This window comes from Streptomyces sp. NPDC107500 (genome assembly GCF_055582785.1).
Genome location: NZ_JBVJPF010000003.1, coordinates 492629 through 506031, shown reverse-complemented (window position 1 = coordinate 506031; position 13403 = coordinate 492629). Strand labels below are relative to the sequence as shown.

Annotated in this window: 12 protein-coding genes; 9 read left to right on the top strand and 3 right to left on the bottom strand. The window is 73.0% G+C overall.

Features of this window, described 5'->3' with window-relative positions:
- Positions 1-9: 9 nt before the first annotated feature.
- Entirely contained in the window at positions 10-1602 is a 1593-nt protein-coding gene (locus ACZ67M_RS13890; RefSeq protein ID WP_122615931.1) for an acyl-CoA carboxylase subunit beta, read from the bottom strand.
- 110 nt (positions 1603-1712) lie between these two features.
- On the opposite strand from ACZ67M_RS13890, the gene ACZ67M_RS13885 reads away from it, so the two are divergent.
- Positions 1713-2576, top strand: a complete 864-nt coding sequence (locus ACZ67M_RS13885; protein ID WP_469850994.1) for a biotin--[acetyl-CoA-carboxylase] ligase — start codon at positions 1713-1715, stop codon at positions 2574-2576.
- Between the two features lie 354 nt (positions 2577-2930).
- Positions 2931-4076: an adenylate/guanylate cyclase domain-containing protein gene (locus ACZ67M_RS13880; protein WP_361352462.1), complete on the top strand. Its 1146-nt coding sequence runs from the start codon at positions 2931-2933 to the stop codon at positions 4074-4076.
- Between the two features lie 43 nt (positions 4077-4119).
- On the opposite strand, the gene ACZ67M_RS13875 is transcribed toward ACZ67M_RS13880, so the two are convergent.
- Positions 4120-4767 (bottom strand): hypothetical protein, encoded by a 648-nt coding sequence (locus ACZ67M_RS13875; RefSeq protein ID WP_469850993.1) that lies wholly within the window; start codon positions 4765-4767, stop codon positions 4120-4122.
- A gap of 209 nt (positions 4768-4976) precedes the next feature.
- Between ACZ67M_RS13875 and ACZ67M_RS13870 the strand changes: the two genes are divergently transcribed.
- From ACZ67M_RS13870 to hutH, 3 genes are all read left to right on the top strand, one after another.
- Positions 4977-5777, top strand: a complete 801-nt coding sequence (locus ACZ67M_RS13870; RefSeq protein WP_361352456.1) for an enoyl-CoA hydratase/isomerase family protein — start codon at positions 4977-4979, stop codon at positions 5775-5777.
- A gap of 72 nt (positions 5778-5849) precedes the next feature.
- Positions 5850-6998, top strand: coding sequence for a GGDEF domain-containing protein (locus tag ACZ67M_RS13865; protein ID WP_361352453.1), 1149 nt, complete (start codon positions 5850-5852; stop codon positions 6996-6998).
- A gap of 123 nt (positions 6999-7121) precedes the next feature.
- A complete protein-coding gene (hutH, locus tag ACZ67M_RS13860) occupies positions 7122-8660 on the top strand; it encodes a histidine ammonia-lyase (RefSeq protein WP_469851345.1) in 1539 nt (512 codons plus the stop codon).
- Positions 8661-8728: 68 nt separating this feature from the next.
- Here the strand turns inward: hutH and ACZ67M_RS13855 are convergent, their stop codons facing one another.
- Positions 8729-9055, bottom strand: a complete 327-nt coding sequence (locus tag ACZ67M_RS13855) for an LPXTG cell wall anchor domain-containing protein (protein ID WP_346346136.1) — start codon at positions 9053-9055, stop codon at positions 8729-8731.
- Between the two features lie 109 nt (positions 9056-9164).
- Here ACZ67M_RS13855 and ACZ67M_RS13850 point away from each other — a divergent pair, with 109 nt between their 5' ends.
- The 4 genes from ACZ67M_RS13850 to ACZ67M_RS13835 all read left to right on the top strand — a co-directional run bounded on the left by ACZ67M_RS13850 (position 9165) and on the right by ACZ67M_RS13835 (position 13369).
- Positions 9165-9518 (top strand): hypothetical protein, encoded by a 354-nt coding sequence (locus tag ACZ67M_RS13850; protein ID WP_361352449.1) that lies wholly within the window; start codon positions 9165-9167, stop codon positions 9516-9518.
- Between the two features lie 222 nt (positions 9519-9740).
- The gene (locus tag ACZ67M_RS13845; protein WP_361352446.1) at positions 9741-10985 is read left to right on the top strand and encodes a L,D-transpeptidase; all 1245 of its coding nucleotides are present in this window, start codon (positions 9741-9743) and stop codon (positions 10983-10985) included.
- Between the two features lie 174 nt (positions 10986-11159).
- Positions 11160-12653 carry an ABC transporter permease gene (locus ACZ67M_RS13840; RefSeq protein WP_469850989.1) on the top strand — a complete coding sequence of 498 codons (1494 nt, stop codon included), beginning with the start codon at positions 11160-11162 and terminating at the stop codon, positions 12651-12653.
- Between the two features lie 32 nt (positions 12654-12685).
- Entirely contained in the window at positions 12686-13369 is a 684-nt protein-coding gene (locus tag ACZ67M_RS13835; RefSeq protein ID WP_467319598.1) for an ABC transporter ATP-binding protein, read from the top strand.
- The last annotated feature ends 34 nt before the right edge of the window (positions 13370-13403 follow it).

Here is a 13403-nt window from a genome sequence, read left to right as displayed (position 1 = left end):
AGCGGCTCCTTAGAGGGGGATGTTGCCGTGCTTCTTCGGGGGGAGGGATTCGCGCTTGGTGCGCAGTTGGCGCAGGCCGCGGACGATGTGGCGGCGGGTGTCGGACGGCATGATCACCGCGTCGACGTAGCCGCGTTCGGCCGCCGTGTAGGGGTTGAGGAGGGCGTCCTCGTACTCCTGGATCAGGCGGGCGCGGGTGGCCTCGGCGTCGTCACCGGCCTCGGCGATCGTGCGGCGGTGCAGGATGTTGACCGCGCCCTGGGCGCCCATGACGGCGATCTGGGCGGTCGGCCAGGCCAGGTTGAGGTCGGCGCCCAGGTGCTTGGAGCCCATGACGTCGTAGGCGCCGCCGAAGGCCTTGCGGGTGATGACCGTGATGAGGGGGACGGTGGCCTCGGCGTAGGCGTAGATCAGCTTGGCGCCGCGGCGGATGATGCCGTCGTGCTCCTGGTCGACGCCGGGCAGGAAGCCGGGGACGTCCACGAAGGTGATCACGGGGACGTTGAAGGCGTCGCAGGTGCGGACGAAGCGGGCCGCCTTCTCGGACGCGGTGATGTCCAGGCAGCCGGCGAACTGCATCGGCTGGTTGGCGACGATGCCGACCGGGCGGCCCTCGACCCGGCCGAAGCCGGTCAGGATGTTCGGCGCGAACAGGGCCTGGGTCTCGAAGAACTCCGCGTCGTCGAGGACGTGCTCGATGACCGTGTGCATGTCGTACGGCTGGTTCGCCGAGTCCGGGACGATCACGTCCAGCTCTGCGTCCTCGTCCGTGACCGCGAGGTCGGCCTCCTCCGGGAAGGCGGGCGGCTCGGAGAGGTTGTTGGACGGCAGGTACGACAGCAGCTGCTTGACGTACTCGATGGCGTCCTTCTCGTCGCCCGCCATGTGGTGCGCCACGCCCGAGGTGGAGTTGTGGGTGCGGGCGCCGCCCAGCTCCTCGAAGCCGACGTCCTCGCCGGTGACGGTCTTGATGACGTCGGGTCCGGTGATGAACATGTGCGAGGTCTGGTCGACCATGACCGTGAAGTCGGTGATCGCCGGGGAGTAGACCGCGCCGCCGGCACAGGGGCCCACGACCAGGCTGATCTGCGGGATGACGCCGGAGGCGTGGGTGTTGCGACGGAAGATCTCACCGTAGGCGCCGAGGGAGGCGACGCCCTCCTGGATGCGGGCGCCGCCGGAGTCGTTGATGCCGATGACCGGGCAGCCGGTCTTCAGCGCGAAGTCCATGACCTTGACGATCTTCTGGCCGTAGACCTCGCCCAGGGCGCCGCCGAAGACGGTGAAGTCCTGGGAGAACACGGCGACGGGGCGGCCGTCGACGGTGCCGTAGCCGGTGACGACGCCGTCGCCGTAGGGGCGGTTGGCGTCCAGGCCGAAGTTGGTGGAGCGGTGCCGGGCGAACTCGTCCAGCTCGACGAAGGAGCCCTCGTCGAGCAGGAGCTCGATACGCTCACGGGCCGTCAGCTTGCCCTTGGCGTGCTGCTTCTCCACGGCACGTGAGGAACCGGCGTGCGTCGCCTCCTCGATACGGCGTGTCAGATCCGCGAGCTTGCCCGCGGTCGTGTGGATGTCGGGCTGCTGCTCTTCCGGCTCGGACATCGGGATGCGGCTCCCTGCCTGCTCAAAAGGGGGGACGGTTACTCGTTCGTAGAGTAGTAGGGGGTCTTCCGTTCGGCAGTGCGGTCTTTCCCACACCTAGGGTGGGTTGCATGACGCCGCGCGATGCCTCTGGCTCCCCGAACAACCGCTGGTCCGACCTGGACCGGCCGCCCCTCAACGCCACGGCGCTGCGCCGGGCGCTGGTGCGGCAGGGAGGGCTGTGGCGGCAGGTGGACGTGGTGCAGCGGACCGGCTCCACCAACTCCGACCTCGTGGCCCGCGCCGCCGCCGAGGAGCTGGGGGAGGGGGCCGTCCTGGTCGCCGAGGAGCAGACCGCCGCCCGGGGCCGCCTGGACCGGCAGTGGACGGCACCGCCCCGCTCCGGGCTCTTCTTCTCCGTGCTGCTGCGCCCCACCGAGGTGCCGGTGGCCCGCTGGGGCTGGCTGCCGCTGCTGACCGGCGTGGCGGTGGCGACCGGGCTCTCCCGCGTGGCGGGCGTCGACACGGCGCTGAAGTGGCCCAACGACCTGCTGGTGACCGTCGGCGACGAGGAGCGCAAGGCCGGCGGCATCCTCGCCGAGCGGGCCGGCGACGGGGTCGTCGTCGGCGTCGGCGTCAACGTCACTCTCCGGGCCGACGAGCTGCCGGTCCCGCAGGCCGGCTCACTGACGCTGGCCGGCGCCGCGAACACCGACCGGGACCCGCTGCTGCGGGGCGTCCTGCGGTCGCTGGAGGACTGGTACGGGCGGTGGCGGTCGTCGGAGGGCGACCCGGTGGCCTGCGGACTCCAGGAGACGTACGCGGCGGGCTGCGCGACGCTCGGACGCGTGGTCCGGGCCGAGCTGCCGGGTGACCGGTCACTGGTCGGGGAGGCGGTGGCCGTGGACGGCGACGGCCGGCTGGTACTGGCCACGGGCGCGGGGGTGCAGGAGCCGGTGGGGGCGGGGGACATCGTGCATCTGCGGTTGGCGTGAGCGGGGCGTGCATGGCCGGTGCGGGTTCGGGCCTTCGCCGCGCGGGAGCGTGGTGGCTGCGGGGCGAGGGCCGGGGGCGTGGGAGCCCGTGACGGCGGGGGACCGCGTGCGGCCGCGGGTGGCGCGGGTGCGGTTCGGGGCGCAGGCTCGGGCGGGCAGGGTTCGGTGCGGGCTCCGCCCGTGGTGGTACGGAGAGAGAGCGGCGGGGCGTGCGCCGCGTGGGAGAGCGGTGGCGTCCGTGCGGGATGCGGGGCGGGCTCGGAGTGCGGCCGCACGGCAGTGAGCTGGGGCACACCTGACGTAAAGTTGTGGCCGGTCGATATCTGACCGCGGCAGATCGGAAGGGCAGCAGGCTTGAGCGTCGACGACACGGGCTCCGGCGCGGACGGGGACGGCCGGGTGGACCCCGAGCCCGCCCCGGACTCCGCCGACTCCGGCGAGGACCCGCTCGCGCTGCGCCTCGAAGGGCTCATCCTGGGCGCCGAGCGCCGCTACACCCCCTTCCAGGCCGCCCGTAGCGCGGGCGTCTCCATGGAGCTGGCGTCCCGTTTCTGGCGGGCCATGGGCTTCGCGGACATAGGCCAGGCCAGGGCGCTCACCGAGGCCGACGTCCTCGCCCTGCGGCGGCTGGCCGGTCTGGTGGAGGCGGGCCTGCTCAGCGAGGCGATGGCCGTGCAGGTGGCCCGGTCCACCGGGCAGACCACCGCCCGGTTGGCCGAGTGGCAGATCGACTCCTTCCTGGAGGGCCTGACCGAGCCCCCCGAGCCCGGGATGACGCGCACCGAGGTGACGTACCCGATCGTCGAGCTGCTCCTGCCCGAGCTTCAGGAGTTCCTCGTCTACGTCTGGCGCCGCCAGCTCGCCGCGTCGGCGGGCCGGGTCGTGCAGGCCGCCGACGACGAGGAGATGGTGGACCGGCGGCTCGCGGTCGGCTTCGCCGACCTGGTCGGCTTCACCCGGCTGACCCGCCGGATGGAGGAGGAGGAACTCGGCGAGCTGGTCGAGGCCTTCGAGACCACCGCGGCCGACCTGGTCGCCGCGCGCGGCGGGCGGCTGATCAAGACCCTCGGCGACGAGGTGCTCTACGCCGCCGACGACGCCGGAACGGCCGCCGAGATCGCGCTGCTCCTCGTCGAGACGATGGCGAACGACGAGACCATGCCGGAACTGCGCGTCGGCATCGCCTTCGGCACGGTCACCACCCGGATGGGCGATGTCTTCGGTTCGACCGTGAACCTGGCCTCCCGGCTGACCTCGATAGCTCCCCGTGACGCCGTCCTCGTCGACGCCGCGCTCGCGGAGGAGCTGATCCGCACGCAGGACGCGCCGGCCTCGGAGGCGGTCGCGGCCGAGGAGGCCGCCGCCGCGGAGAAGGCGGGCGAGGAGCCGCCGTCGTACCGCTTCGCGCTCCAGCCGATGTGGCAGCGTCCGGTGCGCGGTCTCGGCGTGGTCGAGCCCTGGCTGCTCACCCGCCGGGGCGACGACGGCGACGAGGGTTAGGGCCGGACGGGCCCTGCGGGCCGAGGGGACGTCCCGGCGGCCGTCAGTCGCCGCCGCGCAGGTCCACGCAGAGGCCGATGACCGGCACGCACAGCCCTGGATCGTGGGGTTCCGGGCCGGGTGCCGGGGGTGTGCCGCGGCTCGGTGGCGGCGTCGGTGCGGGGCGCGGGGCGTCGGAGTGCGGGGGCCGAGGGGCGTGGGTGGAGCCCGGCGGCCGTGGCGTCTGCGGCGCGGCCGTGGCGCCGGCGTCGGCGCGGTCTTCGGGCGGGTTCGGAGCGTCGGGGACGGTCGTCGTACCGGAGGACGAGGACGAGGATGAGGTCGCGGGGTGCGGCGTGGACGGGGCCGGTATCGGTCCGCCCGCCGGGGAGCCGCTCAGGCCGCCCATGGCGGACGTCGCCGAGGGGCTCACGTCGGACGGACCGGCGGTGCGCGCGGCGCCGGGCGTCGTCCCCGCCCGGTCCGTCGCGGTCTCCCCGCCCCCGCCCGGGCCCACGCGCGGCGCGGCCTCGGCGCCGTAGCCACCCGCGTCGCCGCCCGGCCCGGGCAGCAGGCGTACGAGGCTCAGGGCGCCGGCCGCGAACGCCAGGCCGCCCGCGGCCAGCAGCACCTTGCGGGGCCGTGGCCGGCGGTGTCGGCCCCGGCGGCCCCAGGGGTGCGCCCGTCCTGTCGGTGTGCCGGTCGTCGTCATGATCCCTCCCCGGTGCCACGGACCCCCGCCGCGCCGTGGCGGGGCGACGCTACGGGGTACCGGCGGTCCCGGTACGACGGTCGGCCGGATGTCACTCGAACGGGTGGACGGCGTGACGTGGGGGCGGGGCGGGTCCGGCCTTCCGTCGCGCGGGCATGCCTGCGATGATCGGACGGTCGGCTGTTAACACGCGTTAACCGGAGGGTGTCATGAGCGAGGAGCGGTTCGGAGATTTCGTCCTGGTGCGGCGGCACGGGGACGGGCATGTCGCGGAACTCGCGCTCGACCGGCCGAAGGCCATGAACGCCGTCTCGACCGCGATGGCCCGCTCCGTCGCCGAGGCGTGCGCGGCGCTCGCCGAGGACCCCGGCGTGCGGGCGGTGGTGCTGACCTCGACCCACGAGCGGGCGTTCTGCGTCGGCGCCGACCTGAAGGAGCGCAACTCCTTCTCCGACGCCGACCTGCTGCGCCAGCGCCCGGTGACGCGGGGCGCGTACACCTCGGTGCTGGAGCTGCCGGTGCCGACGATCGCGGCCGTGCACGGCTTCGCGCTGGGCGGCGGCTTCGAGCTGGCGCTCTCCTGCGACGTGATCGTGGCCGACCCCACGGCGGTCGTGGGACTGCCCGAGGTGTCCGTCGGGGTGATCCCGGGCGGCGGCGGTACCCAGCTGCTGCCGCGCCGGGTGGGGGCGGCACGCGCCGCCGAGCTGGTGTTCACGGCGCGGCGGGTGGAGGCCGCGGAGGCGCGCGAGCTGGGGCTGGTGGACCAGCTGGTGGACGAGGGGCGGGACCGGGAGGAGGCGCTGGAGCTGGCGTCCCGGATGGCCGCGAACTCGCCCGTGGGTCTGCGGGCGGCCAAGCGGGCGCTGCGGCTCGGACACGGACTGGACCTGCGGGCGGGGCTCGAGGTCGAGGACGCGGCGTGGCGCGCGGTGGCGTTCTCGGGTGACCGCGCGGAGGGAGTGGCGGCGTTCAACGAGAAGCGGGCGCCGCGGTGGCCGGGGGAGTAGCGGGCGGGTCGCGTACGCCCCGTTCGCCCTGCTTAAGTCACATTTCGGGCTGAATCTCCTTAGCCTGGAGTGATGGGCGAGGACAGACGGCTGGCGGCGGTGGTGGCACTGGCGCAGGGCATGGCCGCCGCGCACAGCTCGCGCGAGGCGTGGCGGGCGGCGGCGGCCGGTGCGTGTCTGGCGCTGGGCGGCAGCTTCGCCGCGCTGTCCGTGTGGGAGCGGGAGCTGGGGCGGCTGCGGGTCCTGGTGAACGTGGGCAGGCGGGCCGAGGACGAGGAGGAGTTCCCGGAGGACGAGTCCTACCCGGTGCACCAGTTCGCGGAGATCACCGAATTCCTGCACGAGCGCTGGGCCGGCGGCGGTGAGCCCGACGCCTGGGTGGAGACGGCCGAGGGGCCCGCCGCCGGGCGGCCGGGGTACGTCCATCAGCGCGTCGCCGCGCTGCGCCGCCGGGGGCGCGGCTGCTGCGTCGTCGCCCCGATCGTGCTGCACGGCCGCGCCTGGGGCGAGCTGTACGTGGCCCGCCCCGTGGGGGACCCGGTCTTCGCCCGGCCCGACGCCGACTTCGCCACCGTGCTGGCCTCGGTCGTGGCGGCCGGGATCGCGCAGGCCGAGCGCCTCGAGGAGGTCCGGCGCCTCGCGTACACCGACGCGCTCACCGGGCTGGCCAACCGCCGCGCCGTGGACGCGGCGCTGGACGAGGCCGTCGAGCGGCACCGCAGGGACGACGTGGTCGTCAGCCTCGTCGTCTGCGACCTGAACGGCCTCAAGCGGGTGAACGACACGCACGGGCACGCCGTCGGCGACCGGCTCCTGGAGCGGTTCGGGTCGGTGCTGTCGCTGTGCGGGGCGATGCTGCCGGGGGCGCTGGCCGCGCGGCTGGGCGGGGACGAGTTCTGCCTGCTCGCGGTCGGGCCGTCCGCCGACGAGGTGGTCAAGGCCGCCGAGGAGCTGTGCCGCCGGGCGGCCGAGCTGGAGCTGGGCGACGGCGTGGCCTGCGGGGTCGCGTCCACGGAGGACGAGGTCGGGCCGGTGCGCTCCGCCCGCCGGCTGTTCCGGCTCGCCGACGCCGCCCAGTACCGCGCCAAGGCCGAGCGGTCGGCGGGGCCGGTCGTCGCGGGCCGCGAGGGACCGGACGACCCCGTCGTACGGCTCGCCGACGAGCCGTCCCGGGAGGAGGGCGGGGAGCGCCGGCGCTTCCGGGGGCGGCACTCGCCGTAGGGCCGGGTCCGGCGGGGGGAGTCGGTAAGGGGTGCGGCCGGTAAGGGGTGAAACCGCTGCCCGATGGTGACGCATCCCCTCGTGACATCAAGGAATTCACTGCGTACGCTCCTGAATATGGATATGCACACTGTGGTGGTGGGGACGTCCGGGGTGACCGCGTCCGACGTTCTCGCCGTGGCGCGCGCCGGCGCCCGGGTCGAGCTCTCCGACGAGGCGGTGGCCGCCCTGGCCGCGGCCCGCGACATCGTCGACGCGCTGGCCGCCAAGCCGGAACCCGTCTACGGGGTGAGCACCGGCTTCGGCGCCCTGGCGACCCGGCACATCAGCCCGGAACTGCGGGCGCAGCTCCAGCGCAACATCGTCCGCTCGCACGCCGCCGGGATGGGCCCGTGGGTGGAGCGCGAGGTGGTCCGCGCGCTGATGTTCCTGCGGCTGAAGACCGTCTGCTCCGGCCGGACCGGCGTCCGCCCCGAGGTGGCGCGGACCATGGCAGACGTGCTGAACGCCGGGATCACCCCGGTCGTGCACGAGTACGGCTCCCTGGGCTGCTCCGGCGACCTCGCCCCGCTGTCGCACTGCGCGCTGACCCTGATGGGCGAGGGGGACGCCGAGGGCCCCGACGGCACCGTGCGCCCGGCCGGTGAGCTGCTCGCCGAGCACGGGATCACGCCGGTCGAGCTGCGCGAGAAGGAGGGCCTCGCCCTCCTCAACGGCACCGACGGCATGCTCGGCATGCTGGTCATGGCCCTCGCCGACCTCGACACCCTCTACAAGTCCGCCGACGTCACCGCCGCGCTGACCATGGAGGCCCTGCTCGGCACCGACAAGGTGCTCGCCCCCGAACTGCACGCCATCCGCCCGCACCCCGGGCAGGCCGCCAGCGCCGCCAACATGCTCGCCGTGCTCGACGGCTCCGGCCTGACCGGCCACCACCAGGACGACGCCCCCCGCGTCCAGGACGCCTACTCGGTGCGGTGCGCCCCGCAGGTCGCCGGCGCCGGACGAGACACCATGACCCACGCGGCGCTGGTCGCCGAGCGCGAGCTGGCGGCCGCCGTGGACAACCCCGTGGTGCTGCCCGACGGACGGGTGGAGTCCAACGGCAACTTCCACGGCGCCCCGGTCGCCTACGTCCTGGACTTCCTCGCCGTGGCCGTCGCCGACCTCGGGTCCATCGCCGAGCGGCGCACCGACCGGCTGCTCGACAAGAACCGCAGCCACGGCCTGCCGCCCTTCCTCGCCGACGACGCGGGCGTCGACTCCGGGCTGATGATCGCCCAGTACACGCAGGCGGCCCTGGTCGGCGAGTTGAAGCGGCTCGCCGTACCGGCCTCGGCGGACTCGATCCCGTCATCCGCGATGCAGGAGGACCACGTCTCCATGGGCTGGTCGGCGGCGCGCAAGCTGCGCACGGCCGTCGACAACCTGGCCCGCGTGATCGCCGTCGAGCTGTACGCCGCCACCCGCGCGATCCAGCTCCGCGAGGGCCTCACCCCGGCCCCGGCCTCGCGGGCCGTCATCGACGCCGTACGGGCCGCGGGCGTGCAGGGTCCGGGACCCGACCGGTACTTGTCACCGGACCTGGCCGCGGCGGACGCCTTCGTGCGGGCCGGGCACCTGGTCGCGGCGGCGGAGACGGTCACCGGACCGCTGCGCTGACGCCGACGCGCGAGGGGCCCCGTCCGCGGACGGGGCCCCTCGCGCGTGCCCGGCGGCGCCGGAACCTCTCAGAACTCGAGGCGTTCCCGGCGTACCGAGTACCCGACGAAGCCGGCGCCGAGCCCGAGGCACAGGGCGCCGCCGATGACGTACGGCGTGCTGTCGAAGCTGCCGGTGTCGGCCAGGCGGGTGGTGCCCCCGTCGGTGGCCGTGGTGGCCGCCGTGTCCGTGGACGCGGCTCTGGCCTGTGCGGTGACCTGCGGAGACGGGGTCGCGGCCGCGGACTCGAACGCGGGTGTCTCGGGTGTCGCGTTCGCCGACGGGACGAACCACAGGGCGCACAGGAGGCCCCCCGCGGCGGCGGCGGTCAGCAACGGACGGCGAGCGGATGACACGGAATATCGATCCCCTTGTGGCGCTGGCGAATTGGCCGTGTGGGCAGATGTTAGTGAAAGGCGCGGGTCACAGGAAAGTCACGGGAGCGGTCGGCCTTACGCTCCGGACATGACCACTCCAGAGACATCCCGGTTCGTCCGTATTCGCGTCGAGCTTGTCGTCGAGATCGACGACGAGGAGGCCCTCACCGGGGCCGCGCTGCAGAGCCTCGCCGACGACGCGGACCTGCCGGACGCGGAACGCGCCCAGTCCGAGCGTGCTGTGACGGAGGACACCGCCGAGGCCCTGGCCCATCTCGTCGACCCGTTCGACCTGGTCGGCGGGGTGCCGGGGGTCGAGCTCCAGCAGGCCTCCTGGAGCAGTGAGCAGATCGACTACGACCCCGACTCGCCCGAGTGGGACCTGCACGAGGATGATGACGACGAGAACGACCCGGAGGACGACGAACTGAGGGTCGGCTGACGCCGCGTGGGGAAATTCGTGACCCCGGGTGGCAACCACCACCCGGGGTTTCGTCGTCTCACGGTGCGCACTGACCGACCCCGTACCCCCGCCCTGGTGGGTAAACGTGGCGTGACCCACACCCGCGAGCGATGTGGAACGGGACGAACCGGTCGTAGCGTTGAAAGTTATTGACGGGGTATCTCGGGGTTTCGGGAATCGGCAACGATGGAGAAGCGTGTGATGACGGACGGTAAGCGGCGCAAGGGCCTGGCGGCCGCGTCCGCACTGCTCGGCGGTGTGCTGGTGCTCTCTGCATGTTCCAGCGGCGACGCCGACACCTCCGGTGGGGACGGGAAGACCTCGCAGGCCGAGGTGGACGAGGCGGCGGCCAAGAAGACGTCCGAGGCCCAGATCAAGATCACGCCGAAGGGCGGCTCGGACAGCGCCTCCATCAACAACGGCACCGGCGTCACCGTGAGCAAGGGCACGCTCACGGAGGTGAAGATGACCGCCTCCGACGGCACCGCCGTCGAGGGTGAGATATCCGCCGACAAGACCAGCTGGAAGCCCAGCGGTCAGCTGGAGCGGGCCACCAAGTACCAGATCACGGCGACCGCCGAGGACTCCGACGGCCGCGCCGCCCACGAGAACGCGTCGTTCACCACGGTCTCCCCGGAGAACAGCTTCATCGGCACCTTCACGCCGGACGACGGCAAGACCGTCGGCGTCGGGATGCCCGTGTCGATCAACTTCGACAAGGAGATCACCGACAAGGCCGCCGTCCAGAAGGGCATCACGGTCAACAGCAGCAGCGGCCAGGAGGTCGCCTGCCACTGGTTCAGCACCCAGCGCATGGACTGCCGTCCGGAGAAGTACTGGACGGAGAACTCGACCGTCACCCTCAAGCTGGCGCTCGACGGGGTCGAGGGCGCCGACGGCGTCTACGGCGTGCAGCAGAAGACGGTCACCTTCAAGATCGGCCGCAACCAGGTCTCGTACGTCGACGCCAAGACCAAGCAGATGAAGGTCACGCAGGACGGCAAGACGGTCAAGACCATCCCGATCTCCGCCGGTTCGCCCGACAACAAGACCTACGAGGGCCAGATGGTGATCTCCGAGAAGTTCAAGGAGACCCGGATGGACGGCTCGACCGTCGGCTTCACCGACGATGACGGCAAGGGCGAGTACGACATCAAGGACGTGCCCCACGCCATGCGGCTGAGCACCTCCGGCACCTTCATCCACGGCAACTACTGGGGCAAGGGCATCTTCGGCCAGGCCAACACCAGCCACGGCTGCGTGGGCCTGGAGGACGCCAAGGGCGCCAACGACCCCAACACGCCGGGCTCGTGGTTCTTCAACAACTCGATCATCGGTGACGTGGTCGTCGTCCAGAACACCGGCGACAAGACCGTCGCCCCGGACAACGGCCTCAACGGCTGGAACATGGACTGGGCCCAGTGGAAGGCCGGTTCGGCGGTCTGACCCCGGGCCGGTTGGGCCGGACCCCGTCCGACGCGGCGCGGTCCACCACCACTTCACCCAGGCGCCCGCCGCCCCCTCACCGGGGGTGGCGGGCGCCTGGCGTCTCCCCGGGTTCTCATCCTCCTCTTACGCGGGCCTTATCCCTTCATCACGGGCCGTCCCTACCTTTCGGCCATGTTCTTCACCTACCTGAGGCGCGAGCTGCGCCGCCGCAGAAAGGCGGCCCTCGTCGTCGCCTCCGGCCTGGCCCTGGGCATCGCGCTGGTCATCGTCGTCGACTCCGTCTCCTCCGGCATGGGCCGGGCCCAGGACAAGGTCCTGCAATCCCTGTACGGACTGGGCACGGACATGACGGTCACCAAGGCCGCGGAGCCCTCCTCCGGAGCCGGGGCCGGAGCCGAACGCCCCCGCTTCCGCTTCGACGCCCAGGAGGACGGCTCCGAGGAGGAGCAGAGCACCGACCGTGTCATGGTGCAGGGCTTCCAGACGCTGGCCGACTCGACCGTCGGCAAGGTCGCGGGCCAGAGCGGCGTCGCCGACGCGGTGGGCGGGCTGAGCCTCCAAGTCGTGAAGGTCAGCGGAGAGTTCACCCGCGGTCAGTTCCAGCAGGAGGGTGGCTCCGGCGGCCAGGGCGAGGGCCAGGGGCAGGGCGGCGGTCCGGGCGGTGGGCAGTCACCGCAGGGCCGCGTCCAGGGCGGCGGCGCCGACTTCGACGTCAACAGCTACTCCGTCTACGGCACCGACGTCACGCGGCCCGCCCTCGGCCCGCTGACCTCCTCCACCATCACCAGCGGCCGCGCCTTCAAGGAGTCGGAGACCGACGCCGCGGTCGCCGTCGCCGACTCCGCCTACGCCAAGGAGAAGAAGCTCAAGACCGGCAGCACGGTCACCGTGAAGGGCGTGAAGTTCGAGGTCGTCGGCATCGCCACCGCCGACAGCGGTGACGCGGCGGCCAACCTCTACGTACCGCTCCAGCGGGCGCAGACCCTGGGCGACGCCAAGGACAAGGTCACCACGATCTACGTCCAGGCGACCGACTCGCAGAAGATCGACGGCGTCAAGTCCGCCATCCAGAAGAACATCCCGGACACCACCGTCACCACCTCCGCCGACCTCGCCGACACCGTCTCCGGCTCCCTGTCCACGGCCTCCTCCCTCGCCGCCGGCGTCGGCAAGTGGCTGTCGATCGTGGTGCTGGTCGCCGCCTTCCTCGTCGCCGGCCTGCTCACCTCCTCGGCGGTCTCCCGCCGGGTGCGCGAGTTCGGCACGCTCAAGGCACTGGGGTGGCGCTCGGGCCGGGTCACCCGGCAGGTGGTCGGCGAGGCCGTCGTCAACGGCCTGGTCGGCGGCGTCCTCGGCATCGCGCTGGGCGTCGCGGGCGCGTACGCGGTGACGGCCGTCAGCCCGACGCTCCAGGCCCAGCTCGGCGGCGGCACGGGCGGCGGCGGGGGCGCGGGCGGTCCCGGCGGCTTCGGCGGCGGCATGGGCGGCCCCGCCCGGCAGACCGCGGCGAAGACCCTGGACATCGCGCTCACCGCACCCGTCAGCGTCACCACCATCGCCCTCGCGGTCGCCCTCGCCGTGGCGGGCGGCCTGGTCGCCGGTGGCTTCGGCGGCTGGCGCGCCTCCCGGCTGCGCCCCGCGGACGCGCTGCGCCGCGTCGAGTAGCTCCACCTTCCCCGTACTCCAGGAGTCCCACCATGTACGAACTCACCGGCGTCACCAAGCGCTACACCCGCGGCAAGGCCGCCGTGACCGCCCTCGACGGCGTCGACCTGACCATCGCCGACGGCGACCGCCTGGTCATCCAGGGCCCCACCGGCGGCGGCAAGTCCACCCTGCTCCAGATGCTGGGCGCCCTCGACCGGCCCAGCTCGGGCCGGATCGTCCTCGACGGCACCGACCTCGCCACCCTCCCCGAGGCCAGGCTGACCCGGGTGCGCAGCGAGAGCATCGGCTTCGTCTTCCAGTCGTTCAACCTGATCCCGACCCTCACCGCGCAGGAGAACGTCGAGACCGCGCTGGTCCCGCTCGGAGTCAAGGCCAAGGAGCGGCGCGAGCAGGCCGCCGAGGCGCTGGCCTCCGTCGGCCTCGGCGAGCGGCTCGCCCACCTCCCCGGCGAGATGTCCGGCGGCCAGCAGCAGCGCGTCGCCATCGCCCGCGCACTGGTGAAGCAGCCGAAGGTGCTGCTCGCCGACGAACCCACCGGCAACCTCGACGAGTCGACGCGCGACGAGATCATGGACGTACTCGACCGCATGTGGAAGGAGCTGGGCCTGACCTTCGTGATGGTCACCCACGACTCGGCGATCGCGAAGAAGGCCCCGCGGGTGGCGACGATCCGCAAGGGCCGGATCACCGTGCGGGAGAACGCCTCGGCGTGACGGGAGGGGCGTACGGCGGGCGGTTCGGCGCGGT

What these genes read in the sequence shown, in the direction of transcription:
- ACZ67M_RS13890 (WP_122615931.1), bottom strand. Translation starts at nt 1,602, where the DNA reads ATGTCCGAGCCGGAAGAGCAGCAGCCCGACATCCACACGACCGCGGGC.
- ACZ67M_RS13885 (WP_469850994.1), top strand. Translation starts at nt 1,713, where the DNA reads ATGACGCCGCGCGATGCCTCTGGCTCCCCGAACAACCGCTGGTCCGAC.
- ACZ67M_RS13875 (WP_469850993.1), bottom strand. Translation starts at nt 4,767, where the DNA reads ATGACGACGACCGGCACACCGACAGGACGGGCGCACCCCTGGGGCCGC.
- ACZ67M_RS13870 (WP_361352456.1), top strand. Translation starts at nt 4,977, where the DNA reads ATGAGCGAGGAGCGGTTCGGAGATTTCGTCCTGGTGCGGCGGCACGGG.
- ACZ67M_RS13865 (WP_361352453.1), top strand. Translation starts at nt 5,850, where the DNA reads ATGGGCGAGGACAGACGGCTGGCGGCGGTGGTGGCACTGGCGCAGGGC.
- hutH (WP_469851345.1), top strand. Translation starts at nt 7,122, where the DNA reads ATGCACACTGTGGTGGTGGGGACGTCCGGGGTGACCGCGTCCGACGTT.
- ACZ67M_RS13850 (WP_361352449.1), top strand. Translation starts at nt 9,165, where the DNA reads ATGACCACTCCAGAGACATCCCGGTTCGTCCGTATTCGCGTCGAGCTT.
- ACZ67M_RS13845 (WP_361352446.1), top strand. Translation starts at nt 9,741, where the DNA reads ATGACGGACGGTAAGCGGCGCAAGGGCCTGGCGGCCGCGTCCGCACTG.
- ACZ67M_RS13840 (WP_469850989.1), top strand. Translation starts at nt 11,160, where the DNA reads ATGTTCTTCACCTACCTGAGGCGCGAGCTGCGCCGCCGCAGAAAGGCG.
- ACZ67M_RS13835 (WP_467319598.1), top strand. Translation starts at nt 12,686, where the DNA reads ATGTACGAACTCACCGGCGTCACCAAGCGCTACACCCGCGGCAAGGCC.